Annotated in this window: 35 protein-coding genes; 34 read left to right on the top strand and 1 reads right to left on the bottom strand. The window is 63.4% G+C overall.

Annotated features, from left to right (window positions below; genetic code table 11):
* Positions 1 to 17 precede the first annotated feature (17 nt).
* The 34 genes from rpsG (at position 18) to eno (ending at position 20383) form a co-directional block, all read left to right on the top strand.
* Positions 18 to 482, top strand: coding sequence for a 30S ribosomal protein S7 (gene rpsG / locus KIT10_08405; GenBank protein MCW5899280.1), 465 nt, complete (start codon positions 18 to 20; stop codon positions 480 to 482).
* Positions 483 to 506: 24 nt separating this feature from the next.
* The gene (gene fusA, locus KIT10_08400; protein MCW5899279.1) at positions 507 to 2615 is read left to right on the top strand and encodes an elongation factor G; all 2109 of its coding nucleotides are present in this window, start codon (positions 507 to 509) and stop codon (positions 2613 to 2615) included.
* Positions 2616 to 2628: 13 nt separating this feature from the next.
* Positions 2629 to 2934, top strand: coding sequence for a 30S ribosomal protein S10 (rpsJ, locus tag KIT10_08395; GenBank protein MCW5899278.1), 306 nt, complete (start codon positions 2629 to 2631; stop codon positions 2932 to 2934).
* Positions 2935 to 2954: 20 nt separating this feature from the next.
* On the top strand, positions 2955 to 3572 hold the full coding sequence (rplC, locus tag KIT10_08390; GenBank protein ID MCW5899277.1) for a 50S ribosomal protein L3: 618 nt from the start codon (positions 2955 to 2957) through the stop codon (positions 3570 to 3572).
* Position 3573: 1 nt separating this feature from the next.
* The gene (gene rplD, locus KIT10_08385; GenBank protein ID MCW5899276.1) at positions 3574 to 4203 is read left to right on the top strand and encodes a 50S ribosomal protein L4; all 630 of its coding nucleotides are present in this window, start codon (positions 3574 to 3576) and stop codon (positions 4201 to 4203) included.
* Between the two features lie 3 nt (positions 4204 to 4206).
* Positions 4207 to 4500, top strand: a complete 294-nt coding sequence (rplW, locus tag KIT10_08380; protein ID MCW5899275.1) for a 50S ribosomal protein L23 — start codon at positions 4207 to 4209, stop codon at positions 4498 to 4500.
* 20 nt (positions 4501 to 4520) lie between these two features.
* Positions 4521 to 5360, top strand: coding sequence for a 50S ribosomal protein L2 (gene rplB / locus KIT10_08375; GenBank protein MCW5899274.1), 840 nt, complete (start codon positions 4521 to 4523; stop codon positions 5358 to 5360).
* A 15-nt stretch (positions 5361 to 5375) separates the two neighbouring features.
* Positions 5376 to 5645, top strand: a complete 270-nt coding sequence (gene rpsS, locus KIT10_08370) for a 30S ribosomal protein S19 (protein MCW5899273.1) — start codon at positions 5376 to 5378, stop codon at positions 5643 to 5645.
* 5 nt (positions 5646 to 5650) lie between these two features.
* Entirely contained in the window at positions 5651 to 6046 is a 396-nt protein-coding gene (rplV, locus tag KIT10_08365) for a 50S ribosomal protein L22 (protein ID MCW5899272.1), read from the top strand.
* 23 nt (positions 6047 to 6069) lie between these two features.
* Positions 6070 to 6858 (top strand): 30S ribosomal protein S3, encoded by a 789-nt coding sequence (gene rpsC, locus KIT10_08360; GenBank protein ID MCW5899271.1) that lies wholly within the window; start codon positions 6070 to 6072, stop codon positions 6856 to 6858.
* 5 nt (positions 6859 to 6863) lie between these two features.
* The gene (rplP, locus tag KIT10_08355; GenBank protein ID MCW5899270.1) at positions 6864 to 7286 is read left to right on the top strand and encodes a 50S ribosomal protein L16; all 423 of its coding nucleotides are present in this window, start codon (positions 6864 to 6866) and stop codon (positions 7284 to 7286) included.
* A 12-nt stretch (positions 7287 to 7298) separates the two neighbouring features.
* Positions 7299 to 7508, top strand: a complete 210-nt coding sequence (gene rpmC, locus KIT10_08350) for a 50S ribosomal protein L29 (protein ID MCW5899269.1) — start codon at positions 7299 to 7301, stop codon at positions 7506 to 7508.
* 8 nt (positions 7509 to 7516) lie between these two features.
* Complete coding sequence (gene rpsQ / locus KIT10_08345; GenBank protein MCW5899268.1) at positions 7517 to 7771, top strand: 30S ribosomal protein S17; 255 nt, start codon at positions 7517 to 7519, stop codon at positions 7769 to 7771.
* A 13-nt stretch (positions 7772 to 7784) separates the two neighbouring features.
* Complete coding sequence (gene rplN, locus KIT10_08340; protein ID MCW5899267.1) at positions 7785 to 8153, top strand: 50S ribosomal protein L14; 369 nt, start codon at positions 7785 to 7787, stop codon at positions 8151 to 8153.
* A 3-nt stretch (positions 8154 to 8156) separates the two neighbouring features.
* Positions 8157 to 8477, top strand: coding sequence for a 50S ribosomal protein L24 (gene rplX, locus KIT10_08335; GenBank protein ID MCW5899266.1), 321 nt, complete (start codon positions 8157 to 8159; stop codon positions 8475 to 8477).
* Positions 8477 to 9031, top strand: coding sequence for a 50S ribosomal protein L5 (rplE, locus tag KIT10_08330; GenBank protein MCW5899265.1), 555 nt, complete (start codon positions 8477 to 8479; stop codon positions 9029 to 9031). The genes rplX and rplE overlap by 1 nt, the downstream gene beginning before the upstream one ends.
* 24 nt (positions 9032 to 9055) lie before the next feature.
* Positions 9056 to 9325 carry a 30S ribosomal protein S14 gene (gene rpsN, locus KIT10_08325; GenBank protein ID MCW5899264.1) on the top strand — a complete coding sequence of 90 codons (270 nt, stop codon included), beginning with the start codon at positions 9056 to 9058 and terminating at the stop codon, positions 9323 to 9325.
* Positions 9326 to 9362: 37 nt separating this feature from the next.
* Positions 9363 to 9761: a 30S ribosomal protein S8 gene (rpsH, locus tag KIT10_08320; GenBank protein MCW5899263.1), complete on the top strand. Its 399-nt coding sequence runs from the start codon at positions 9363 to 9365 to the stop codon at positions 9759 to 9761.
* A gap of 13 nt (positions 9762 to 9774) precedes the next feature.
* Positions 9775 to 10329, top strand: coding sequence for a 50S ribosomal protein L6 (gene rplF / locus KIT10_08315; protein ID MCW5899262.1), 555 nt, complete (start codon positions 9775 to 9777; stop codon positions 10327 to 10329).
* 11 nt (positions 10330 to 10340) lie between these two features.
* Positions 10341 to 10694 carry a 50S ribosomal protein L18 gene (gene rplR, locus KIT10_08310; protein ID MCW5899261.1) on the top strand — a complete coding sequence of 118 codons (354 nt, stop codon included), beginning with the start codon at positions 10341 to 10343 and terminating at the stop codon, positions 10692 to 10694.
* 14 nt (positions 10695 to 10708) lie between these two features.
* Positions 10709 to 11227, top strand: coding sequence for a 30S ribosomal protein S5 (gene rpsE, locus KIT10_08305; protein ID MCW5899260.1), 519 nt, complete (start codon positions 10709 to 10711; stop codon positions 11225 to 11227).
* A 34-nt stretch (positions 11228 to 11261) separates the two neighbouring features.
* On the top strand, positions 11262 to 11441 hold the full coding sequence (rpmD, locus tag KIT10_08300) for a 50S ribosomal protein L30 (GenBank protein ID MCW5899259.1): 180 nt from the start codon (positions 11262 to 11264) through the stop codon (positions 11439 to 11441).
* Positions 11442 to 11491: 50 nt separating this feature from the next.
* Entirely contained in the window at positions 11492 to 11959 is a 468-nt protein-coding gene (gene rplO, locus KIT10_08295) for a 50S ribosomal protein L15 (protein ID MCW5899258.1), read from the top strand.
* Entirely contained in the window at positions 11956 to 13281 is a 1326-nt protein-coding gene (gene secY, locus KIT10_08290; GenBank protein MCW5899257.1) for a preprotein translocase subunit SecY, read from the top strand. Before rplO ends, secY begins: the two co-directional genes overlap by 4 nt.
* A gap of 2 nt (positions 13282 to 13283) precedes the next feature.
* Complete coding sequence (gene map, locus KIT10_08285; protein MCW5899256.1) at positions 13284 to 14105, top strand: type I methionyl aminopeptidase; 822 nt, start codon at positions 13284 to 13286, stop codon at positions 14103 to 14105.
* 58 nt (positions 14106 to 14163) lie between these two features.
* On the top strand, positions 14164 to 14385 hold the full coding sequence (gene infA, locus KIT10_08280; protein ID MCW5899255.1) for a translation initiation factor IF-1: 222 nt from the start codon (positions 14164 to 14166) through the stop codon (positions 14383 to 14385).
* Between the two features lie 14 nt (positions 14386 to 14399).
* Positions 14400 to 14516: a type B 50S ribosomal protein L36 gene (gene ykgO / locus KIT10_08275; protein ID MCW5899254.1), complete on the top strand. Its 117-nt coding sequence runs from the start codon at positions 14400 to 14402 to the stop codon at positions 14514 to 14516.
* Between the two features lie 12 nt (positions 14517 to 14528).
* Entirely contained in the window at positions 14529 to 14906 is a 378-nt protein-coding gene (gene rpsM, locus KIT10_08270) for a 30S ribosomal protein S13 (protein ID MCW5899253.1), read from the top strand.
* Between the two features lie 73 nt (positions 14907 to 14979).
* Complete coding sequence (rpsK, locus tag KIT10_08265) at positions 14980 to 15390, top strand: 30S ribosomal protein S11 (protein MCW5899252.1); 411 nt, start codon at positions 14980 to 14982, stop codon at positions 15388 to 15390.
* A gap of 46 nt (positions 15391 to 15436) precedes the next feature.
* Complete coding sequence (rpsD, locus tag KIT10_08260) at positions 15437 to 16045, top strand: 30S ribosomal protein S4 (protein ID MCW5899251.1); 609 nt, start codon at positions 15437 to 15439, stop codon at positions 16043 to 16045.
* Between the two features lie 104 nt (positions 16046 to 16149).
* Entirely contained in the window at positions 16150 to 17142 is a 993-nt protein-coding gene (locus KIT10_08255) for a DNA-directed RNA polymerase subunit alpha (protein ID MCW5899250.1), read from the top strand.
* An 88-nt stretch (positions 17143 to 17230) separates the two neighbouring features.
* Positions 17231 to 17740 carry a 50S ribosomal protein L17 gene (gene rplQ, locus KIT10_08250; protein ID MCW5899249.1) on the top strand — a complete coding sequence of 170 codons (510 nt, stop codon included), beginning with the start codon at positions 17231 to 17233 and terminating at the stop codon, positions 17738 to 17740.
* A gap of 159 nt (positions 17741 to 17899) precedes the next feature.
* Positions 17900 to 19036 (top strand): glutamine-hydrolyzing carbamoyl-phosphate synthase small subunit, encoded by a 1137-nt coding sequence (gene carA / locus KIT10_08245; protein MCW5899248.1) that lies wholly within the window; start codon positions 17900 to 17902, stop codon positions 19034 to 19036.
* Positions 19037 to 19096: 60 nt separating this feature from the next.
* Positions 19097 to 20383: a phosphopyruvate hydratase gene (eno, locus tag KIT10_08240; GenBank protein MCW5899247.1), complete on the top strand. Its 1287-nt coding sequence runs from the start codon at positions 19097 to 19099 to the stop codon at positions 20381 to 20383.
* Here eno and KIT10_08235 read toward each other — a convergent pair whose 3' ends face one another.
* Entirely contained in the window at positions 20384 to 22834 is a 2451-nt protein-coding gene (locus tag KIT10_08235; GenBank protein MCW5899246.1) for a M1 family metallopeptidase, read from the bottom strand.
* Positions 22835 to 22852 lie beyond the last annotated feature (18 nt).

Genomic DNA, 22852 nt, shown 5'->3' with positions numbered 1-22852 from the left:
TGACGCCTTAGACGACCATGCGCAAGAAAGCGGCGAAACACACCATCCTGCCGGATCCCAAGTTCGGCGATGTGCTCGTGACCAAGTTCGTGAACAACCTGATGTTCGAGGGCAAGAAGACCAAGGCCCTGGACATCTTCTATGCGGCCATCGACATCGCCACGGAAAAGAGTGGTGGCGAAGGCCTGGAGGTGTTCCGCAAGGCCCTGCAGAACGTGACCCCCCAGGTGGAGGTGCGCAGCCGCCGCGTGGGCGGGGCCAACTTCCAGATCCCGCAGGCCGTGCGTGAGGACCGCAAGCGCATGTTGGCCATGAAGTGGCTCATCGGCTACGCCCGCGAGCGCAACGAGCGCAGCATGGCGATGCGCCTGGCCAACGAACTGCTGGCCGCCTCCAAGGAGGAGGGCGCGGCCTTCAAGAAAAAAGAGGAAGTGCACCGCATGGCCGAGGCCAACAAGGCCTTCAGCCATTTCCGTTTCTGATCCCACCGTGTAGCACAGACCAAGATGGCCAAGAGGGACCTCAGATATACGCGCAACATCGGCATCATGGCGCACATCGATGCCGGCAAGACGACCACGTCCGAGCGCATCCTGTACTACACCGGCCTGGTCCACAAGATCGGCGAGGTGCACGACGGGGCCGCCACCATGGACTGGATGGAACAGGAGCAGGAGCGTGGCATCACCATCACCAGCGCCGCCACCACCACCAGCTGGGACTACCGCGGTGAGAAGTACAAGATCAACCTGATCGACACCCCGGGCCACGTGGACTTCACCGTGGAAGTTGAGCGCAGCCTGCGCGTGCTGGACGGTGCCGTGGCGCTCTTCTGCGCCGTGGGCGGCGTGGAGCCCCAGAGCGAGACCGTATGGCGCCAGGCCAACAAGTACAAGGTGCCCCGCCTGGGCTTCGTCAACAAGATGGACCGCAGCGGTGCGGACTTCTTCCGTGTGGTGGGCCAGATCAAGGAGCGCCTGGGCGCCAAGCCCGTGCCCTTGCAGGTGCCCATCGGCGCCGAAGCCGACTTCAAAGGCGTGGTGGACCTGATCAACAACCGGGGCATGGTCTGGAACGAATCCGACCAGGGCATGACCTGGAACGAGGTGCCCATCCCCGACGACCTGAAGGACACCGTGCAGGAGTGGCGCGACAAGCTCATCGAGGCCGTGGCCGAGAGCGACGACTCCTTGATGGAGAAGTATTTCAATGATCCCGAGTCGCTCACCGAGGCCGAGATCATGAACGCCATCCGCAAGAGCACCATCAGCATGAGCATCACGCCCATCCTGTGTGGCAGCGCCTTCAAGAACAAGGGTGTGCAGACCATGCTCGACGCGGTGATGGCCTATCTGCCCAGCCCGATGGACATCGAGGCGGTGACCGGCACCAACCCCGACACGGGCGAGGAGGTCACCCGCAGGCCCGACGCTTCCGAGCCGATGGCCAGCCTGGCCTTCAAGATCGCCACGGACCCCTACGTGGGGCGCCTGGCCTTCTTCCGTTGTTACAGCGGTGCGGTCCCTGCCGGCAGCTATGTGCGCAACATGCGCAGCGGCAACAAGGAGCGCATCAGCCGCATCTTCCAGATGCACTCCAACAAACAGAATCCTGTGGAGGTGATCGAGGCCGGCGACATCGGTGCCGCCGTGGGCTTCAAGGACATCCGCACGGGCGATACCCTTTGCGACGAGAACAATCCGATCGTTCTGGAGAGCATGAGCTTCCCTGAGCCGGTGATCGGCATCGCCGTGGAGCCCAAGACCCAGGCCGACCTGGACAAGCTGGGCGCCGCCCTGGCCAAACTGGCCGAGGAGGACCCCACCTTCAAGGTGCATACCGACGACGAGACCGGCCAGACCGTGATCAGCGGCATGGGCGAACTGCACCTGGAGATCATCGTGGACCGCCTCAAGCGCGAGTTCAAGGTGGAATGCAACCAGGGCGCACCGCAGGTGAAGTACAAGGAAGCCATCACCGGCACCGTGGAACACCGCGAGCTGTACAAGAAGCAGACGGGTGGCCGCGGCAAATTCGCCGACATCCATGTGCGCATCGAGCCCCAGACCGATCCGGAGAAGACCGGGCTGGAGTTCATCGACGAGATCAAGGGCGGTGTCATCCCCAAGGAATTCATCCAGCCCGTGGCGAAAGGCTTCGAGGCCTCGCTGAAGAACGGTGTGCTGGCGGGCTATCCCATGGAAAGCCTGAAGGTGACCCTCTACGATGGCAGCTTCCACAACGTGGACTCCGACGCGTTGAGCTTCGAGATCTGCGCCAAGAGCGCCTTCCGCACCGCGCTGCCCAAGTGCAAGCCCGTGCTGCTGGAGCCCATCATGAAGATCGAGGTGATCACCCCCGAGGAGAACATGGGCGACATCGTGGGCGACCTCAACCGCCGCCGTGGCACCATCCAGGGCATGGAGGACCGCTCCGGCGCCAAGGCGATCCGCGGCACCGTGCCCTTGAGCGAGATGTTCGGTTACGTCACCTCCCTGCGCACCATGAGCTCCGGCCGTGCCAGCAGCACCATGGAGTTCAGCCATTACGACCCAGCACCCAACAACGTCACCGAGGCCGTGCTGGCCAAGGTGCGCGGCAAAGTATCAGCCTAACAAGCCACCAGCGATGACCCAGAAGATCCGGATCAAGTTGCGGTCCTACGACCACAACCTCGTCGACAAGAGCGCCGAGAAGATCGTGAAGACGGTGAAGAGCACCGGCGCGGTGGTGAGCGGCCCCATTCCCCTGCCCACCCACAAGCGCATCTTCACCGTGCTGCGCTCGCCGCACGTGAACAAGAAGGCCCGCGAGCAATTCCAGCTCTGCAGCTACAAGCGCATGATGGACATCTACAGCTCCAGCAGCAAGACCATCGATGCGCTGATGAAGCTGGAACTGCCCAGCGGTGTGGACGTGGAGATCAAAGTCTGACCGGTTAGAACGAAGAAGCCATGAGCGGATTGATCGGCAAAAAGATCGGGATGACCAGCCTGTTCGACACGGACGGGAACCTGGTGGCCTGCACCGTGATCGAGGCCACGCCCAATGTGGTCACCCAGGTGAAGACCTCCGAGAAGGACGGCTATGAGGCCGTGCAACTCGCCTTCGGTGAGCGCCGGGAGAAGAACACCCCCGCCGCCCTCAAAGGGCACTACAAGAAGGCCGGCACCACGGTGAAGAAGAAGGCCCACGAGTTCAAGGAGTTCGAGCAGGACCTGAAGCTCGGCGACACGATCGGCGTGGACCTCTTCGAGGAGGGCAGCTACGTGACGGTGACCGGCAACGGCAAGGGCAAGGGCTTCCAGGGCGTTGTGAAGCGCCACGGCTTCAGCGGCGTGGGCGAGGCCACCCACGGCCAGCATGACCGTAGCCGCGCGCCCGGATCGCTGGGCGGCAGCAGCTACCCCAGCCGCGTGTTCAAGGGCATGCGCATGGCCGGCCGCACCGGAGGCAAGAAGATCACCACCGAGAACCTCCGTGTGGTGAAGGTGGATTCGGCGAAGAACCTGTTGTTGCTCAAGGGCACCGTTCCCGGTCCCAAGGGCAGCATCGTGATCATCTGGAAGTAAGATGGAACTCGAGATCTACGGCAAGGACGGCAAGTCCACCGGCAAGAAGGCCAAGCTCAGCGACGCCGTCTTCGCGGTCGAGCCCAACGACCACGCCATCTGGCTGGACGTGAAGCAGCACCTGGCGAACAAGCGCCAAGGCACCGCCAAGACCTTGGAGAAGAGCGAGGTGAGCGGCAGCACCAAGAAGCTGCACCGCCAGAAGGGCACCGGTGGGTCCCGCAAGGGTTCCATCAAGAACCCCCTGTTCAAGGGTGGCGCCCGCGTGTTCGGCCCCAAGCCGCGCGACTACCACTTCAAACTGAACAAGAAGGTGAAGGACCTGGCCCGCCGCAGCGCCCTTACCCACAAGGCCAAGGACGGCGCCATCAAGGTGCTCGATGGCGTGGAGATCGGCGCCCCGCGCACCAAGGACTACATGGCGCTGCTCAAGGCTTTCGAGCTGGGCACGCGCAAGAGCCTGCTGGTGGTGCCCACCAAGGATGACAATGTGCTGCTCAGCGCGCGCAACATCCAGGGTGCCCGCGTGGTGACGGCCAGCGACCTGAACACCTACGATATCATGAACGCCAACGGACTGCTGATCGTGAAGGACGCGATCGCGGTGCTGGAGGCCACCCTCACCAAGTAAGCCATGAGCCAGATCATCATACGGCCCATCGTCACCGAGAAGATGACCGCCCAGGGCGAGAAGCAGAACCGCTTCGGCTTCGAGGTGGCCCGCACCAGCAACAAGGTGCAGATCAAGCAGGCGGTGGAGAAGGAGTACGGCGTCACCGTCACCGGTGTGCGCACCATGATCTGCCGTGGCAAGGACCGCACCCGCTACACCAAGACGAACATCCTTCGGGGGAGCACCTCCAGCTACAAGAAGGCCATCGTCACCGTGAAGGAAGGCGAGACCATCGACCTGTACAGCAGCATTTGACCCCGTAGCATCGAGCAGAGATGGGCATCAGAAAACTCAACCCCGTGACCCCCGGCACCCGCCACCGGGTCATCACCGATTTCGAGGGCGTCACCACCAACGTCCCGGAGAAGAGCCTGACGCGTGGCATCCACAAGAGTGGCGGCCGCAACAACCAGGGCAAGATGACCATGCGCTATCTCGGCGGTGGTCACAAGCAGCGCTACCGCACGGTGGACCTGAAGCGCGACAAGCACGGCATCCCCGCCACGGTGAAGACCATCGAGTACGATCCTTCCCGCAGCGCGCGCATCGCCCTGCTGTTCTATGCCGATGGCGAGAAACGCTACATGCTGGCCCCCAACGGCCTGCAGGTGGGCCAGACCGTGCTGAGCGGCCTCAACGGCGTACCGCCCGAAGTGGGCAACACGCTTCCGCTGAGCGAGATCCCCCTGGGCACGGTGGTGCACAACATCGAACTCCACCCCGGCAAGGGCGGCGCCATCGCGCGCAGCGCCGGCACCTTCGCCCAGCTCAGCGCCCGTGAAGGCCGCTACGCCACGCTGAAGATGCCGAGCGGCGAAGTGCGCATGGTGCTGGTGACCTGTTTGGCCACCGTTGGCACCGTGGGCAACGGCGAGCACATGCTGCAGAAGAGCGGCAAGGCCGGCCGCAGCCGCTGGCTGGGTCGCCGTCCGCGCACCCGCGCCGTGGCCATGAACCCGGTGGACCACCCGATGGGCGGTGGCGAAGGCCGCGCCAGCGGTGGACACCCGCGCAGCCGCAAGGGCCTCCTGGCCAAGGGCAAGAAGACCCGCAGGCCGAAGAACCCGACCAGCAAGTTCATCATCGAACGCATCAACGCCAAGAAAGGCGCCTGAACCACCAGTTAGACCATGAGCCGTTCACTCAAGAAACCGCCCTTCGTCCACTACAAGCTCACCAAGCGTGTAGGCGAGGCCCAGGCCTCGGGCAAGAAGAACGTGATCAAGACCTGGTCGCGCGCCAGCACCATCACCCCCGACTTCGTGGGGATGACCATCGCGGTGCACAACGGCAACAAATTCATTCCGGTGTACGTGACCGAGAACATGGTGGGCCACAAGCTGGGCGAGTTCGCGCCCACGCGCACCTTCCGCGGGCACTCCGGCAACAAGAAGAACTGATCCACATGGGAGCCCGCAAGAAACTCGCCGCTGACGCCCGCAAGGAGGCCCGCAAGACCGTGGCCATGGCACAGCTTCGCAATGTGCCCACCAGCCCGCGCCGCATGCGCCAGGTCGCCGACCTGATCCGTGGCAAGGAGGTGGGCCAGGCGCTGGGCATCCTGCGCTTCAGCACACGCCACAGCAGCCGCGACCTGGAGAAACTGCTGATGAGCGCCATCGCCAACTGGCAGGCCAAGAACGATGGCCGCAAGGCCGACGAGGCCGGCCTGGTGGTGAAGAGCGTACGCGTGGACGAGGCCCGCAGCCTGAAGCGCATGCTGCCCGCACCACAGGGCCGAGCCTACCGCATGCGCAAGCGCAGCAACCACGTTAGCCTCATCGTCGATACCGTGAACTGACCACTCGCCGAGAACAAGACAACATGGGACAGAAAGCACATCCTACCGGCATCCGCCTCGGCTTCATCAAGGGCTGGGACAGCAACTGGTATGGCGGAAAGAACTACGGTGAGAAGCTCGTGGAGGACGAGCGCATCCGGCAGTATCTCATGGCCCGCCTGAAGAAGGCGTCCGTGGCCAAGATCGTCATCGAGCGCACCCTCAAGCTCGTCACCGTCACCATCAACACCGCCCGCCCCGGCGTCATCATCGGCAAGGGCGGCGCCGAGGTGGACAAGCTGCGCGAGGAGCTCAAGAAGCTCACCGGCAAGGATGTCCAGATCAACATCTTCGAGATCAAGCGCCCCGAATTGGACGCCCGCCTGGTGGCCGACAGCATCGCCCGCCAGTTGGAGGGGCGCATCAGCTTCCGCCGCGCCATGAAGATGTCCGTGGCCAGCACCATGCGCATGGGCGCCGAGGGCATCAAGCTCACGGTGAGCGGCCGCCTCAACGGTGCCGAGATCGCCCGTACGGAGAGCTACCGCGAGGGCCGCGTGCCCCTGCACACCCTGCGTGCGGACATCGACTTCGCCATTGCCGAGGCCCACACCAAAATGGGGCGCATCGGCGTGAAGTGCTGGATCTGCCGTGGCGAGGTGTATGGCAAGAAGGACCTCAGCCCCAACCAGGGCCAGGCCAAGGGCGCACCGGGCGCACGTCCCATGGGCCCGCGTGGTGGAGGTGAGCGCCGTGAACGCCGCGGAGGCGGTGATCGTGGCGAGCGTCGTGGAGGTGGAATGAACCGCGGGGCCGACCGCAACAAACTCTGATCGCCATGTTGCAACCCAAGCGCAGCAGACGCCGCAATATGCACAAGGGCCGCATGAAGGGCATGGCCCAGCGCGGCCATCGTGTCACCCTGGGCACCTTCGGCCTGAAGGCCTTGGAGAGCGTATGGCTCACCAGCCGCCAGATCGAGGCCGCCCGTGTGGCCCTTACCCGCCACATGAAGCGTGAAGGCCAGGTCTGGATCAAGGTGTTCCCGGACAAGCCCGTGACCAGCAAACCCGCCGAGGTGCGCATGGGCAAAGGCAAAGGCTCCCTGGACCACTGGGTGGCCGTGTGCCATGCCGGCCGGATCATCTTCGAAGTGGACGGTGTGCCCATGGCCACCGCCAAGGAGGCCCTGCGCCTGGCCGCCCAGAAACTGCCCATCCCCACCAAGTTCGTGGCCCGCGAGGACCACGACGGCCAATAAGCCACAGGAGCGATGAAGAAGAAAGGCACTGAATTGAAGGACCTGACCGTGCAGGAGCTGCAGGACAAGCTGGCCGAGGAACGCTCCTCGCTCACCAAGCTGCGCTTCAGCCACACGGTAAGCCCCGTGGAAAGCCCCGCCCAGTTGCGCCTGAAGCGCAAGGACGTGGCCCGCATCCTCACCGAGTTGCGCATGCGCGAACTCCAACAGCAAGCGAAATGAGCACCACCATGGAACGCAACCTGCGCAAGGAGCGCATCGGCGTCGTCACCAGCGACAAGATGGACAAGAGCGTCACCGTCGTGGTGGAGCGCCGCGTGAAACACCCCAAGTACGGCAAGTTCGTGAAGCTCTCCAGCAAGTTCATGGCGCACGACGAGAAGGGCGAGGCGCACGTGGGCGACACGGTGCGCATCATGGAGACCCGGCCCATCAGCAAGCTGAAGCGCTGGCGCCTCGTGGAAGTGATCGAACGGGCCAAGTAAACCGACCAGAGCGATGATCCAACAGGAATCCCGGCTGAACGTGGCCGACAACAGCGGCGCCAAGGAGGTGCTCTGCATCCGCGTGCTCGGTGGCAGCGGCCGCCGCTACGCCCGCATCGGCGACACCATCGTGGTATCCATCAAGGACGCCATGCCCAACGGCCAGACCAAGAAGGGCACCGTGCACAAGGCCGTGGTGGTGCGCACCCGCAAGGAGACCCGCCGCAAGGACGGCAGCTACATCCGCTTCGACGACAACGCGGTGGTGATCCTCGATCCCGCTGGCGAGATGAAGGGCACCCGCATCTTCGGCCCGGTGGCCAAGGAGCTGCGCGAGAAGAAGTTCATGAAGATCATCTCCCTGGCACCCGAAGTACTCTGAGCCATGGCCAACAAGACGCACATCAAGAAAGGCGACCTGGTGAAGGTGCTCGCCGGTGAGGACCGCGGCGCGCAGGGTCGCGTGCTGGAGGTGGACCGCGAGCGTTGCACCGCCATCATCGAGGGTCTCAACATCAACAAGAAGCACAGCAAGCCCACCACCGCCAACCCCCAGGGAGGCATCATCGAGAAGGAGGGCCCCATCCACATCAGCAACCTGATGCTGATCGACCCCAAGAGTGGCGAAGCCACCCGCGTGGGCCGCAAGGAGGTGGAAGGCCGGCTTGCACGCTACAGCAAACGCACCGGTGAGGTGATCAAGTGATGAGCTACGTACCCCGGCTTCGCGCCAAATACCAGAACGAGGTGGCCCCCAAGCTCCAGAAGGAGTTCGGCTACACCAGTCCCATGCAGGTGCCCCGCATCCTGAAGGTCAGCCTCAACCAGGGGCTGGGCAGCGCCGTGGGCGACAAGAAGATCGTGGAGAACGCCGTGGCCGAGATGAGCATCATCGCCGGCCAGAAGGCCGTGCCCACCGTCTCCAAAAAGGACATCAGCAACTTCAAACTGCGCAAGGGCATGCCCATCGGCGCGCGTGTCACCCTGCGTGGCGACCGCATGTTCGAGTTCCTCGACCGCCTCATCGCCGTGAGCCTGCCCCGCACCCGTGACTTCCGCGGGGTGAAGGCCAGCGGCTTCGATGGCCGGGGCAATTTCACCTTCGGGGTGAAGGAGCAGATCATCTTCCCGGAGATCGACATCGACAAGGTGAGCAGGATCCAGGGCATGGACATCACCGTGGTGACCAGCGCCCGCACCAATGAGGAGGCCAAAGCACTGCTCACCGAGCTGGGCTTCCCCTTCTCCGACAAGAAGTAAGCGACCGAAAAAGAACAGAAGACCATGGCCAAGGAATCCATGAAAGCCCGCGAGCGCAAGCGCGCACGCATGGTGGAGAAGTACGCCGCCAAGCGCGAGGCGCTGAAGAAGGCCGGCGAGTGGGAGAAGCTCCAGCAGCTCCCCGCCAACGGCAGCCGCGTGCGCATGCACAACCGCTGCGGCATCAGCGGCCGCCCCAAGGGCTACATGCGCGTGTTCGGCATATCGCGGAACATGTTCCGTCTCATGGCCCTGGAGGGCAAGATCCCCGGGGTGACCAAGAGCAGCTGGTAAGAGCGCAGCACCACGCGCCACAACAAGACCAAAGACCATGACCACCGATCCCATCGCCGATTACCTGACCCGCATGCGCAACGCCATCCAGGCGCGCAAGAAGGTCGTGGAGGTGCCCGCGAGCAACCTGAAGAAGGACATCACGCGGATCCTCTACGACAAGGGCTACATCCTCTCCTGGAAGACCGAGGAGGACGGCAAGCAGGGCATCATCAAGATCGCCCTCAAGTACGATCCGCGCACCCGCCAGAGCGCCATCCGCGAACTCACGCGTGTGAGCACCCCGGGTCTGCGCCGTTACGCCCACGTGCAGGAACTGCCGCGCGTGCTCAACGGTCTTGGCGTGGCCATCATCTCCACCAGCAGGGGTGTGCTCACCGACAAGGAAGCGCGCACACTGAATGTGGGTGGTGAGGTATTGTGTTACGTAAGCTGATCCACCACGCACCATGTCACGCATCGGAAAAGCACCCATCTCCCTGCCCAAGGGCGTGGAGATCACCATCAGCGACAAGAACCTGGTGACGGTGAAAGGCCCCAAGGGCACCCTGGCCCAGGCCGTGGACCCGGACCTGAAGCTGAAGAACGAGGACGGCGTCATCACCTTGGAGCGCCCCAGCGACGCCAAGCCGCACCGCGCCAAGCACGGCCTTTACCGTGCCCTGCTCGCCAACATGGTGAAGGGCGTGAGCGAAGGATACGTCATCGAACAGGAGCTGGTGGGCGTGGGCTACCGCGCCACCACCAAGGGCCAGCAACTGCAGCTGGCGCTTGGCTTCTCGCACACCGTCACCCTGGTGCTTCCGGCCGAGGTGAAGGTGAGCGCCGCCCAGGAAAAGGGCAAGAACCCGATCATCCGGCTCGAAGGGGCCGACAAACAACTCATCGGCCAGGTGGCCGCCAAGCTGCGCTCCCTGCGCAAGCCCGAGCCATACAAGGGCAAGGGTGTCCGCTTCGTGGGCGAGCAGGTTCGCCGCAAGGCAGGCAAGGCCGCCGGTAAATAAGCATTGAAGCCATGGCATTCGACCGCATCGCACGCCGACTGAAGATCAAGCAGCGCGTTCGCCGCAAGGTGACGGGCACCACCGCGCGCCCGCGCCTCTCGGTATACCGGAGCAACACCGGCATGTACGCCCAGATCATCGATGACGAGGAGGGCCGCACCCTGGTTAGCGCCTCCTCGCTGAAGGACAAGAAGGCCACCGGCGTTCCCAAGATCGAGCAGGCCAAGCTCGTGGGCCAGGCCATCGCCGAGAAGGCCAAGGCCGCCGGTATCGCAACGGTGGTCTTCGACCGCAACGGATATCTCTATCATGGCCGGGTGAAAGCCCTGGCCGAAGCCGCCCGCGAAGCCGGCCTCAACTTCTGATCACACCGCACACCATGTCTGAGACGAACATCAAGAAGGTCAAGAGCAGCGATCTGGAGCTGAAGGACAAGCTCGTGGCGCTGAACCGCGTGACCAAGGTGACCAAGGGTGGCCGCACCTTCACCTTCGCCGCCATCGTGGTGGTGGGGAACGAGAACGGTGTCGTGGGCCATGGCCTGGGCAAGGCCAAGGAGGTGCAGGAGGCCATCGCCAAGGGCATCGACGACGCCAAGAAGAACCTGGTGAAGGTACCCGTGGCCAAAGGCACCATCCCCCACACGCAGGAGGGCAAATTCGCCGGCGCCAAGGTGCTGCTGAAGCCCGCCGCGCACGGTACCGGTGTGATCGCCGGTGGCGCCATGCGCGCCGTGCTGGAGAGCGTTGGCGTGACCGACGTGCTGGCCAAGAGCAAGGGCAGCAGCAACCCCCACAACGTGGTCAAGGCCACCATCGAGGCCCTCACCAGCATGCGCGACGCCAACCAGGTGGCCATGCAGCGCGGTGTGAAGCTCGACAAAGTGTTCAACGGATAAGCAAGACCATCGCCGGAAGCCCGGCGCACGAACCATGAGCAAGCTCATCATCACGCAGACCCGCAGCTGGATCAAGTGCCCCAAGCGCCAGAAGGACACCCTTCGCGCCCTGGGCCTGGGCCGCATCGGCAAGCGCAACGAACTGGAAGGCACCCCGCAGGTGCGTGGCATGGTGGCCAAGGTGCACCACCTCGTATCCGTGCAGGAGGCCTGAACCCTGAATAGACCCCGACCCGGCCCCGCGCCGGACAACCAAGAAGACACATGGACCTGAGCAGACTGAAGCCCGCCAAGGGGGCCACGAAGAAGGAGAAGCGCATCGGCCGCGGCCAGGGCAGCGGACGTGGTGGCACGAGCACGCGCGGCCACAAGGGCGCCCAGAGCCGCAGCGGCTACAGCAGCAAGCGTGGCTTCGAAGGCGGCCAGATGCCGCTGGTGCGTCGCGTTCCCAAGTTCGGCTTCACCAACCCCACCCGCGTGGAATACAAGGGCATCAACCTCGATACCCTGCGTATGCTGGCCGAGGAGAAGGGCCTTGCCTCCATCGATCCCGGCGTGCTGCGCGCCAATGGACTGCTGGGCAGGAACGATCGCTTGAAAGTGCTCGGCCGCGGCGAACTGCAGGCCGCGCTCAACATCACCGCGCACGCCTTCAGCGCAACGGCCAAGGCGGCCATTGAGGCCAAGGGCGGCAGTGCACAGGTCATCGCAACGGTAGCTGAGAAGGCATGAAGAACCTGATCGAAACGATCAAGAACATCTGGCGCATCGAGGAACTGCGCACGCGCATCCTCATCACGCTGGGCCTGTTGCTGGTGTACCGCATCGGCAGCTTCATCGTGCTGCCCGGCGTGGACAGCGTGAAGATGGCGGCCAGCGCCAGCGGGGGCGGTGGCATCGCGGAGATCCTGGCCATCTTCACCGGTGGCGCCTTCACGCGCGCCTCCATCTTCGCCCTGGGCATCATGCCCTACATCTCGGCCTCGATCATCATGCAGCTCATGGGCATCGCCGTGCCCGCCGTGCAGAAGATGCAGAAGGAGGAGAGCGGCCGCCGCAAGATCAACCAGTACACCCGCTACCTCACCATCCTCATCTGCGTGTTCCAGGCCCCGGGCTACATCTACACCACCATTGAACCCGATGCGCGTCCGGACAGCCAGTTCTGGCTCTTCACCAGCATCGTCATCCTCTCGGCCTCCACGCTCTTCGTCATGTGGCTCGGTGAGCGCATCACGGAGCGCGGCCTGGGCAACGGCATTTCGCTGATCATCATGATCGGCATCGTGGCCATGCTGCCCCAATCCTTCGCACAGGAGGTGGTGGGGCGCCTGGGACCCGGCGGTGGCGGCCTGGTGCTGCTGTTGGTGGAAGTGGTCATCTGGGTGCTCATCATCGCGGGCTGCATACTGCTGGTGCAGGGCACGCGGCGCATACCGGTGCAGTTCGCCAAGCGCGTGCAGGGCAACAAGCAATATGGCGGCGTGCGCAACTACATCCCGCTGAAGGTGAACGCCGCTGGTGTGATGCCCATCATCTTCGCCCAGGCCATCGTGCTCATTCCCATGTACGTGGCGCAGGCCTTCGAGGAACCCCCCATGTGGCTCATCAGCATGGCCAACAGCCAGGGCTTCTTCTACAACTTCACCCTCTTCCTCATGGTGGTGGCCTTCACCTACTTCTACACCGCCATCACCGTGAATCCGAACCAGTTGAGCGACGACATGAAGCGCAACGGCGGGTTCATTCCCGGGGTGAAGCCGGGCAAGCAGACGGCCAACCACATCGATGAATTGCTCAGCCGCATCACGCTGCCGGGCGCCATCTTCCTGGGGCTGGTGGCCATCCTGCCCGCTTTCGCCATGATGTTCGGCATCAAGCAGGGATTCGCGCAGTTCTTCGGCGGCACTTCGCTGCTGATCATGGTTGGCGTGCTGTTGGATACCCTCCAACAGATCGAGAGCCACTTGTTGATGAGGCATTATGACGGTCTGATGAAGTCGGGCCGGATCAAGGGAAGATCGGGTGGCACCGCGTTCGGCATGGCCGGTTAGGCATGGCGAAAACGGTGGGCCACCTGGGCGATGATGAGATCGCCGTGTTGAGAGAGAGTTCTTTGCTTGTTGGTAGGACCCTGGCCGAAGTGGCCAAGAACATCGCCCCCGGCGTTGTGACCGGTGACCTCGACCGTCTGGCGGAGGAGTTCATCCGCGACCATGGGGGAGTGCCCGGATTCAAGGGCCTTTACGGCTGCCCAAGCACACTGCTCATCAGTGTGAATGAGGAGGTGGTGCATGGTCTGCCCGGTGACCGCGAGTTGTGCGAGGGCGACATCGCCAGCGTGGACTGCGGTGTGCTGATGAACGGTTTCTACGGCGACAGCGCTTACACCTTCGCGGTGGGCGACATAGCCGCCGACGTGAAGCGGCTGCTGACCGTGACGCGCGAATGCCTGGACAAGGGCATGGCGCAGGCCGTGGAAGGCAACCGGACCGGCGACATCGGGCACGCGATACAGACACATGCCGAAAGCAACGGTTACGGCGTGGTGCGCGAACTGGTCGGGCACGGGCTTGGCCGCAAGCTGCACGAAGCGCCGGAAGTGCCCAACTATGGCCGGCGCGGCCACGGCGTGAAACTGCGCCAAGGCATGGTGCTCGCCATCGAACCCATGATCAACATGGGCGGCAAGGAGGTGAAGCAGCTTGGCGACGGATGGACGATCGTGACACGCGACGGCAAGCCCAGCGCACACTTCGAGCACGACGTCGCCGTAAGGAACGGCCGGGTCGAGGTCCTATCAACGTTCAGTCACATCGAGGATGTGCTGAGAGCGAAAGGTGATTGGATGGTGCCCGCACCCCAGGGAGCGGCATAGTGGGAACGAAAGGACAAGGAAGACGAACGAAGAACAAGGGACAAGAAGGACGAAAGGCATGAGCAAGGCGGGGACCATAGAGCAGGACGGCGTCATCAAGGAGGCGCTGAGCAATGCCATGTTCCGTGTGGAGTTGGAGAACGGCCACGTGATCGTGGCGCATATCTCCGGCAAGATGCGCATGCACTACATCCGGATCCTGCCCGGCGACAAGGTGAAGGTGGAGATGAGCCCGTACGACCTGAGCAAGGGCCGCATCACCTTCCGATACAAGAGTTAAGACAACAGAGCACCATGAAGGTCAGGGCCTCCCTCAAACCACGCTCCGCGGACTGCAAGATCGTCCGCCGCAAGGGGCGTCTGTACATCATCAACAAGAAGAACCCGAAGTTCAAGCAACGTCAGGGTTAAGACCGCAAGAGCATGGCACGCATAGCAGGCATAGACCTACCCAAGAACAAGCGAGGCTGCATCGGCCTCACGTACATCTATGGCATCGGCCGCAGCGCCGCGCTGGACATCCTCAGCGCGGTGGACGTGGACCCGGACACCAAGGTGGACGACTGGACCGATGAGGAGCAGGGCCGCATCCGCCAGTACATCACCGAGCATGTGAAGACCGAGGGTGCACTGCGCAGCGAGGTGCAGCTCAGCATCAAGCGCCTGATGGACATCGGCAGCTACAGGGGCCTGCGCCACCGCTCGGGCCTGCCCGTGCGCGGCCAGCGCACCCGCACCAACAGCCGCACCCGCAAGGGCAAGCGCAAGACCGTGGCCAACAAGAAGAAAGCGACCAAGTAAGCAGTTGCCTGTTGTCAGTCGCCAGTAGGTGACCACTGACAACCGACAACGGACAACCGACACCTGACAGACAATGGCAAAGCAGGACAGCAAAGGCGGAGCCGCCGCCGGCAAGAAGAAGAAGAAGAAGGTCGTGGTGGAAGCCTATGGACAGGCGCACATCAGGGCCACCTTCAACAACCTGATCATCTCCCTCACCAACAACAAGGGAGAGGTGATCAGCTGGTCCTCTTCCGGCAAGCAGGGCTTCCGCGGCAGCAAGAAGAACACCCCCTATGCGGGCCAGGTGAGCGCCGAAGAGGCCGCGCGCGAAGCGCACGAACTGGGCCTGCGCAAGGTGAAGGTCTTCGTGAAAGGCCCCGGAAGCGGCCGTGAGAGCGCCATCCGTGCCCTGCACAACAGCGGTGTGGAGGTGACCGAGATCGTGGACATCACCCCCATGCCACACAACGGCTGCCGGCCGCCGAAGAAGCGCCGCGTCTGACAACGAACTACAAGGGCCGGCGATATCCGGCACCAACGAAAGAACAATGGCACGTTACACAGGACCCAAGACCCGCATCGCCCGCAAGTTCGGCGAAGCCATCCTAGGCCCGGACAAGTGGATGGAGCGCAAGCCCCACTCCCCCGGGCAGCATGGCCCCAATGCCCGCCGCCGCCGCAAGGAGAGCGAATACGCCGTGCAGCTGCGCGAGAAGCAGAAGGCGAAATACACCTACGGCGTGCTCGAGCGCCAGTTCGAGCTCATGTTCCACCGCGCGGCCAGCAAGAAGGGCATCACCGGCGAGGTGCTGCTGCAGCTCTGCGAAGCGCGTCTGGACAACACCGTGTTCCGCCTGGGCATCGCCCCCACGCGGCGCGCCGCCCGTCAACTGGTGAGCCATGGCCACATCACCGTGGACGGCCAGGTGGTGAACGTGCCCAGCTACAGCCTGCGCCCCGGACAGACCGTGGCCGTGCGCGAGAAGAGCCGTTCGCTGGAGTCCATCACCAACAGCCTCTCCACCAACAGCAACCGCTTCGATTGGCTGGTGTGGGAGCAGGGCTCCATGACCGGCAAGTTCGTGGCCATGCCCGAGCGCGCCCAGATCCCGGAGAACATCCGCGAGCAGCTCATCGTGGAATTGTACAGCAAGTAAGAGCCATGCGGTCCCAGCGGTGGTCGTCAGGCCGCTGGGAACGGACCGCCCAGGAGGACTGACGTACGACGACCGAAACCAAGAACGAACAACGATCACCAACCATGCCCATCCTCGAATTCCAGCGCCCTGACAAGGTCACGATGATCGAATCCGACGACAAGCGCGGCTCCTTCGAGTTCCGCCCGCTGGAGCCCGGCTATGGCATCACCATCGGCAATGCGCTGCGCCGCATCCTGCTCTCCTCCCTGGAGGGCCATGCCATCACCTCGGTGCGCATCGACGGGGTGGACCATGAGTTCACCACCATCAAGGGCGTGATGGAGGACATGACCGAGATCGTGCTCAACCTCAAGCAGGTGCGCTTCCGCCGCCAGCTGGAGGATGTGAGCACCGAGAAGGTCTCCTTCACCGTGTCCGGCAAGGACGGCTTCACCGCCGGCGACATCGGCAAGCACACCACCGGTTTCCAGGTGCTCAACCCGGAGCTGGTCATCTGCAACATGGAGTCCAACGTGAAGCTGCATGTGGAACTCACCGTGGGCAAGGGCCGTGGCTATGTGCCCGCCGATGAGAACAAGGTGGAGGGCGCCCCCATCGGCACCATCTTCATCGACTCCATCTACACGCCCATCAAGAATGTGCGCTACCAGGTGGAGAACACCCGCGTGGAGGAGAAGACCGACTACGAGAAACTCACCATCGAGGTGACCACCGACGGCAGCATCACGCCGAAGAACGCCCTGCAGGAGGCCGCCAAGATCCTCATCCATCACTTCATGCTCTTCAGCGACGAGCGCATCTCCCTGGAGGTGGAGGAGCGTGTGCAGGAGGAGGAATTCGATGAGACCAGCCTGCACATGCGTCAACTGCTCAAGACCAAGCTGGTGGACATGGACCTGAGCGTGCGCGCGCTGAACTGCTTGAAGGCCGCCGACATCGAGACCCTCGGCGATCTGGTAAGCTACAACAAGAACGACCTCTTGAAGTTCCGCAACTTCGGCAAGAAGAGCCTCACCGAACTGGAGGACCTGGTGGAGAACAAGGGCCTGAGCTTCGGGATGAACGTGAGCAAGTACAAGTTGGACAAGGAATGATGGTTGCTGGTTGTCCGTTGACGGTTGGCGGTGAATGCACTGCTGGAGCCTGGCAACAGACAACTGACAACTGACAACAGACAATGCCATGAGACACGGAAACAAGAACAACGCCCTTGGCCGCAAGAAGGCCCACCGCGACGCGTTGCTGAGCAACCTGGCCATTTCGTTGATCGAGCACAAGCGCATCGAGACCACCCTGGCCAAGGCCCGCGCCCTGCGTCGCTACGTGGAGCCACTGATCACCAAGAGCAAGGCCGACAACACGCACAGCCGCCGCGTGGTCTTCAGCGAGTTGCAGAACAAGACCGCCACCGCCGCCCTCTTCCGCGATGTGGCCCCGAAGATCGCCGAGCGTCCCGGAGGGTACACGCGCATCATCAAGCTGGGCAACCGCCTGGGCGATGCCGCCGAGATGGCCATGATCGAACTGGTGGACTTCAATACCACCTACACCAAGGAGAAGGCCGCCGGCACCGAGGCGAAGAAGACACGACGCAGCCGCCGTGGCGGAGGCGCCAAGGCCGCTGCCGCACCTGAGGCCCAAGCGCCCGAAGTGCCCGCCGCCGAAGGTGGCGAGGAGGCCAAGAGCGCGTGATCGCATCGTCCATGATCCAAGCATGAGGGGGCGCCGGGAGGCGCCCCTTCTTCTTTCGGGGCCGTTCTCAACACCTGTGGAAGATCTTTCATCCTGGTGCTGACACTGTCCCGGTATCTTCGCGCCCGAGTCCTGACCCTGACCCACCAGCCGCCACCAATGCTCATCAGCCACCGCCCCGAAGCCGTCCTGTTGCTCGCCGATGGAACGCTTTTCCGGGGCAGGGCCATCGGCGCCAGGGGCATCACCACCGGGGAGATCTGCTTCAATACCGGCATGACCGGCTACCAGGAGATCTTCACGGACCCCAGCTACACCGGCCAGATCATGGTCATGGCCTCGCCCCACATCGGCAACTACGGCGTGAAAGAGGGTGAGGAGGAGAGCGGCCAGGTCACCATCTCCGGGCTGGTGGTGAAGAAGTACAGTCACGTGTGGAGCCGCCCCGGTGGCACAGGCTCTTTGGAAGACCACCTGCTGGCCGCCGGCATCACCGGCATCAGCGATCTGGATACGCGCAAACTGGTGCGGCACATCCGTGACCATGGCGCCCAGAACGCATTGATCAGCAGCACCGAAATGGACATCGACAAGCTGCGCGCCCGCCTCGCCGAAGCGCCGAGCATGGAAGGCCTGGAGTTGAGCAGCCGGGTGAGCACGCCTGGACCCTATGAAATGGGTGACAGCGACGCCACCTTCCGCGTGGCATTGGTGGACTTCGGCGTGAAGCGCAACATCGAGCGCTGCCTACTGGAACGTGGCTGCCGTGTGCGGGTCTTCCCCATGGCCACCGCGCTGGAAGAGATGCTCGCCTGGAAGCCCGACGGGTTCCTGTTGAGCAATGGGCCCGGCGACCCCGGTGCCATGTCCGCAAGTGTGGCGTTGGTGAAGGAAGTGGTGGCCACAGGACTACCGGTATTCGGCATCTGCCTGGGTCATCAATTGCTGGCTGAGAGCCTGGGCATGGCCACCGAGAAGATGCACCACGGCCACCGCGGCATCAACCACCCCGTCAAGGACCTGACCACGGGCCGCGATGAGATCACCTCGCAGAACCACGGGTTCGTGGTGAAGCGCAGCGATGCGGAGGCCAATGCGCAGGTGGAGATCACCCATGTGCATCTGAACGACGGCAGCGTGGCGGGCATCCGCTTGAAGGCACGGCCGGTGTTCAGCGTGCAATACCACCCCGAGGCCGGCCCCGGCCCGCTCGACAGCCGCTACCTCTTCGACCGCTTCGTGGACCTGATGAAGGTGCACGTTCACGCCGACCGCCCAATGCCGCAGAGCGCCTGACCGCCAATCACCAACCTTTCATCCGGGCCTAGGGCCGGGACAACCCTCAATCTTCCTGCAATGGGCCTCATCGCCAAGATCCAAGCACGCGAGATCCTTGATTCACGAGGCAACCCCACCATTGAGGTGGACGTGTGGGCGGACACCGGCCACATGGGTCGTGCGGCTGTGCCCAGCGGCGCCAGCACCGGTGCGCATGAGGCGGTGGAACTGCGTGATGGCGACGCGAAACGCTACCTGGGCAAGGGTGTGCAGCGTGCCGTGGAGCATGTGAATGAGACCTTGAACAAGGAACTGCAAGGTGCGCTCGTCAGCGATCAGGCGATGTTGGACCGTGCGCTGATCGCCTTGGATGGCACGCCCAACAAGGCCAACCTCGGCGCCAATGCCATTCTGGGCGTGAGCTTGGCCGTGGCCAAGTGTGCCGCCAGTGAGGCCAACCTGCCCTTGTACCGCTATGTGGGCGGGGTCAACGCGTGCATGTTGCCCGTGCCGCTAATGAACATCCTCAATGGCGGGGCGCATGCCGACAACAAGGTGGACGTGCAGGAGTTCATGATCATGCCAGTTGGTGCGCCCAGCTTCGCGCATGGGCTCCGCATGGGCGCCGAGATCTTCCACGCGCTGAAGACGGTGCTGAAGAAGAAGGGCCTGGCCACCAATGTGGGCGACGAGGGTGGCTTCGCGCCCGATCTGCCCAGCAATGAGGAGGCCTTGAAGCTGGTGATGCAGGCCATCGAGCAGGCTGGCTACAGGCCCGGCGATGATATCGTGCTCGCGCTGGATTGCGCCAGCACGGAGTTCTATGACGTGGAGAAGAAGCGCTACACGTTGGAGAGCACCGGCGATGTGCTCACCAGTGGAGAATTGGTGACCATGTGGACCGATTGGTCCAAGCGCTACCCGATCGTGAGCATCGAGGACGGCATGGCCGAGGACGATTGGGATGGCTGGAGGAAGTTGACCGAGGCCATTGGCGATCGCGTGCAACTGGTGGGCGACGATCTCTTCGTGACCAATACGCAGCGTCTGGCGAAGGGCATCGATGAGGACATCGCCAACAGCATCCTCATCAAGGTGAACCAGATCGGCACGCTCACAGAGACCATCGAGGCCGTGGACATGGCGCATCGCTCGGCCTATACCAGCATCATGAGCCACCGCAGCGGCGAAACGGAGGACAGCACCATCGCCGACCTGGCCGTGGCGCTCAACTGCGGCATGATCAAGACCGGTAGCGCCAGCCGTAGCGACCGCATCGCCAAATACAACCAGTTGCTGCGCATTGAGGAGCAGCTTGGTGCGGCGGCCCGCTATCCCGGCCGTGGATTGCGCTACGTGGGTTGATCAGCGCGCGATCACCACACGCCCTATCGGTGTGTTGGCACCTGTCTGCCGCCGATAGCTCAGTTGGTGGGCGCCGCCCGCGAGTCCCTGCGATCGGATCGTCACGATCCCGCCCTGCCAGGGGACCTCACGCACGAGCCTGCCCTGTGCATCATGCAACATCAACAGGCCCGGAGGCAACTCGCCCTCCAGCAACTCCACGGTCAAATGGTCTTCCACGGGGTTCGGCCGCAAGGACCATCGCAGGCGCGTGTCCGTGGCCGTCTCGGGAATGCCCACAACGCCCTTGCGGAAACCCAGCGCATACTCGCCGGCCTTCACTGGGCTGAATTCCACGCGGCCCCACTTGTCCGTGGGACTCACCAAGGGATTCACCGTGAAATTCGGGTGCAAGCCCCAAGGCATGCGTTGGTCGGGCCGGTAGAGCAGTACCAGGCTGTCCTCATGGAAGGCCACCCCAGCGTGGTCCTGCATCAGCCCCACATCATAGGAGGCGCTGTTGGTGGTTCGGCCGTCGTAGTCGATGCGTGCGACGATCACGGACTCCTCCGGGATGTTGCCCACGATGCGCCACCAACGGTCGGGCGAGGCCACATACGTCCAGGGTTCTTCCAGGTCCTCATCGGCGGCCACCCAATACTCCTCCAAACGGATGGGCACCGGGCCGGGCACGCTCGTCACTGTGAGGCGCAGATCGGCATGGCTGTATGATCGGATCCCCGGGGTCAACAGCGTGTCCATGTCGCTGGTCACCGCCATGCTGATGCGGTCGTCGATGTTGAGTATCACGGTGGTGGGCGGCATCGGTGCGTCCAGGGTGAAGCTATCCTGCGCACCGCCCACCATCACGGGATCCGGGGTGCTCCACACCATGCCTTGGTCATCCATGAAGGTGACAGGCAACGGCACGTTGTGGTGCCATTGCGCAGGGCCACGGAGTTTCTGCTGCACATGCACGGTCACCGGCCAGATGCCGCCACCGGGAACTCCCACCGAGAAGGAGTCCACCTCGAAGGACGACCAGCCGGGACGCTGGATCCGGTCGGTGAAAAAGTCGGTCATGTCCAAGCCGGTCACCTGCGTCAGGTGTTCGCGCATCATCTCGCTGTTCACGGGCTGGAAGGCGTGGGCTTGCAGGAAGCTCATGAGTCCGGCGCGGAAGAGGTCGTCGCCGAGGTAGCCTCGCAGCGTGTGACAGGCGTCCGCGCCCTTGTTGTAGCTATGCTCGCCGTACGTCCACTGTTGCGGCACCTCGGAGAGCGCCCACCAGCCCTGGTCGATCAGGTGTGCCCGGTGGACCATCTTCCGGTGGTTGGACTTCACCAACTGCCGGTACTTTCCCGGTCCGTAGACCCATTCCTCGAAAAGGAAGCTCAGGTACTCCGCGAAGCCCTCGTTGATCCACATCTCCTCGGCGCGGTCGCAGGTCACCAGGTCGCCCCACCACTGGTGCGCCAGTTCATGCGCCATGATGTCCTCGTATTGCAGATTGCCATTGGCGATGAAGGAAGGGTAGTGCACGCTGGTGCTGTGCTCCATGGCACCCTGCGGCGTCAGTACGTAGCCCACCTTGTTCCAACGGTATGGGCCGAACCAGTCCTCGAAGGCATCGAAGGCATCGCGCAGGTTGATGAAGGAGGCTTTCATGTTGGTGGTATCCGGCGCACGCGCCACCAGTTCCACCGGGATGGGTCCGCCACCGATGCTGGGAAAGGTGTCGCGCACCACGGTGTAGTCGCTTGCGGCCACCGAGGCGAGGTAGGCGGGCATGGTCTCATCGATGCGCCAATGCCGGACCAGCGTATCTCCGCCGAGGGCCGTTTCAGAGACCAGGTATCCATTGCACCAGGCTTTGCGTCCATTGGCCGTTCGCACCACGAACTCGTAGCTGTTGCGTTCGGTGAAATTGTCCACGCAGGGGAACCAGGCCCGGCCATAGGAGTGGGGAACGCTTTGGAAAGCCACGCCAAGATTGTAGGCGTGCGTGGCCGTGAGATAGAAGCCCCCGAAGCCGCTGGGATCCACGGCTGGACTTCCACGATAGTGGACCGTGAATTCCAATGTGTCGCCAAGTGTGGCTTCGGTGCCAAGGTCGATCTCCAGCGTTTCCCCCACATGGGTGAAGGCGAAGGGTCCCGCGGGGGAAGAGACGGAATCCACGGTGAGGGCCAGCAGGTCCATCGGTACGATGGAAAGCCCTGGCTGGCGTGGGGTGGTGCGCACCAGGCAGGAGGCCTTCAGCGTATTGTGCACGGTCAGGTCCAGATCGATGCGCTGGTGCAGGATCTCGAAGGGCCACAGGCCGCCCCCCCCGCCTTTGGCCTGGCCACCAAGCAGGTGTTGCTTGGTGGAGCGACAGTCGTGCTGGGCCTGCGCCCCGATATCACCGGCCAGGAGGGCCAACATCAACAGGGGGCGCAGCAATCGAATGGGGAAGGGCAAGTGGAGCATCGACCAAATATAGCCGGG

It is taken from the genome of Flavobacteriales bacterium (genome assembly GCA_026129465.1).
GTDB lineage: Bacteria > Bacteroidota > Bacteroidia > Flavobacteriales_F > PHOS-HE28 > PHOS-HE28.
The sequence above is the reverse complement of the archived record's forward strand: the minus strand, read 5'-3'. Positions and strand labels throughout refer to the sequence as shown.

Excerpts from the sequence above, each read along its gene's own strand:
- rpsM (MCW5899253.1), top strand. The coding sequence starts at position 14,529 with ATGGCACGCATAGCAGGCATAGACCTACCCAAGAACAAGCGAGGCTGC.
- KIT10_08255 (MCW5899250.1), top strand. The coding sequence starts at position 16,150 with ATGCCCATCCTCGAATTCCAGCGCCCTGACAAGGTCACGATGATCGAA.
- rpsS (MCW5899273.1), top strand. The coding sequence starts at position 5,376 with ATGAGCCGTTCACTCAAGAAACCGCCCTTCGTCCACTACAAGCTCACC.
- rplN (MCW5899267.1), top strand. The coding sequence starts at position 7,785 with ATGATCCAACAGGAATCCCGGCTGAACGTGGCCGACAACAGCGGCGCC.
- rplF (MCW5899262.1), top strand. The coding sequence starts at position 9,775 with ATGTCACGCATCGGAAAAGCACCCATCTCCCTGCCCAAGGGCGTGGAG.
- secY (MCW5899257.1), top strand. The coding sequence starts at position 11,956 with ATGAAGAACCTGATCGAAACGATCAAGAACATCTGGCGCATCGAGGAA.
- fusA (MCW5899279.1), top strand. The coding sequence starts at position 507 with ATGGCCAAGAGGGACCTCAGATATACGCGCAACATCGGCATCATGGCG.
- rplR (MCW5899261.1), top strand. The coding sequence starts at position 10,341 with ATGGCATTCGACCGCATCGCACGCCGACTGAAGATCAAGCAGCGCGTT.
- rplX (MCW5899266.1), top strand. The coding sequence starts at position 8,157 with ATGGCCAACAAGACGCACATCAAGAAAGGCGACCTGGTGAAGGTGCTC.
- rplD (MCW5899276.1), top strand. The coding sequence starts at position 3,574 with ATGGAACTCGAGATCTACGGCAAGGACGGCAAGTCCACCGGCAAGAAG.
- map (MCW5899256.1), top strand. The coding sequence starts at position 13,284 with ATGGCGAAAACGGTGGGCCACCTGGGCGATGATGAGATCGCCGTGTTG.
- rpsK (MCW5899252.1), top strand. The coding sequence starts at position 14,980 with ATGGCAAAGCAGGACAGCAAAGGCGGAGCCGCCGCCGGCAAGAAGAAG.
- rpsC (MCW5899271.1), top strand. The coding sequence starts at position 6,070 with ATGGGACAGAAAGCACATCCTACCGGCATCCGCCTCGGCTTCATCAAG.
- rpsQ (MCW5899268.1), top strand. The coding sequence starts at position 7,517 with ATGGAACGCAACCTGCGCAAGGAGCGCATCGGCGTCGTCACCAGCGAC.
- rpsD (MCW5899251.1), top strand. The coding sequence starts at position 15,437 with ATGGCACGTTACACAGGACCCAAGACCCGCATCGCCCGCAAGTTCGGC.
- carA (MCW5899248.1), top strand. The coding sequence starts at position 17,900 with ATGCTCATCAGCCACCGCCCCGAAGCCGTCCTGTTGCTCGCCGATGGA.
- rpmC (MCW5899269.1), top strand. The coding sequence starts at position 7,299 with ATGAAGAAGAAAGGCACTGAATTGAAGGACCTGACCGTGCAGGAGCTG.
- rplP (MCW5899270.1), top strand. The coding sequence starts at position 6,864 with ATGTTGCAACCCAAGCGCAGCAGACGCCGCAATATGCACAAGGGCCGC.
- rplC (MCW5899277.1), top strand. The coding sequence starts at position 2,955 with ATGAGCGGATTGATCGGCAAAAAGATCGGGATGACCAGCCTGTTCGAC.
- rpmD (MCW5899259.1), top strand. The coding sequence starts at position 11,262 with ATGAGCAAGCTCATCATCACGCAGACCCGCAGCTGGATCAAGTGCCCC.
- ykgO (MCW5899254.1), top strand. The coding sequence starts at position 14,400 with ATGAAGGTCAGGGCCTCCCTCAAACCACGCTCCGCGGACTGCAAGATC.
- rpsH (MCW5899263.1), top strand. The coding sequence starts at position 9,363 with ATGACCACCGATCCCATCGCCGATTACCTGACCCGCATGCGCAACGCC.
- rpsE (MCW5899260.1), top strand. The coding sequence starts at position 10,709 with ATGTCTGAGACGAACATCAAGAAGGTCAAGAGCAGCGATCTGGAGCTG.
- rplQ (MCW5899249.1), top strand. The coding sequence starts at position 17,231 with ATGAGACACGGAAACAAGAACAACGCCCTTGGCCGCAAGAAGGCCCAC.
- eno (MCW5899247.1), top strand. The coding sequence starts at position 19,097 with ATGGGCCTCATCGCCAAGATCCAAGCACGCGAGATCCTTGATTCACGA.
- rplE (MCW5899265.1), top strand. The coding sequence starts at position 8,477 with ATGAGCTACGTACCCCGGCTTCGCGCCAAATACCAGAACGAGGTGGCC.
- rplO (MCW5899258.1), top strand. The coding sequence starts at position 11,492 with ATGGACCTGAGCAGACTGAAGCCCGCCAAGGGGGCCACGAAGAAGGAG.
- infA (MCW5899255.1), top strand. The coding sequence starts at position 14,164 with ATGAGCAAGGCGGGGACCATAGAGCAGGACGGCGTCATCAAGGAGGCG.
- rpsN (MCW5899264.1), top strand. The coding sequence starts at position 9,056 with ATGGCCAAGGAATCCATGAAAGCCCGCGAGCGCAAGCGCGCACGCATG.
- rpsG (MCW5899280.1), top strand. The coding sequence starts at position 18 with ATGCGCAAGAAAGCGGCGAAACACACCATCCTGCCGGATCCCAAGTTC.
- rplB (MCW5899274.1), top strand. The coding sequence starts at position 4,521 with ATGGGCATCAGAAAACTCAACCCCGTGACCCCCGGCACCCGCCACCGG.
- rplW (MCW5899275.1), top strand. The coding sequence starts at position 4,207 with ATGAGCCAGATCATCATACGGCCCATCGTCACCGAGAAGATGACCGCC.
- rplV (MCW5899272.1), top strand. The coding sequence starts at position 5,651 with ATGGGAGCCCGCAAGAAACTCGCCGCTGACGCCCGCAAGGAGGCCCGC.
- KIT10_08235 (MCW5899246.1), bottom strand. The coding sequence starts at position 22,834 with ATGCTCCACTTGCCCTTCCCCATTCGATTGCTGCGCCCCCTGTTGATG.
- rpsJ (MCW5899278.1), top strand. The coding sequence starts at position 2,629 with ATGACCCAGAAGATCCGGATCAAGTTGCGGTCCTACGACCACAACCTC.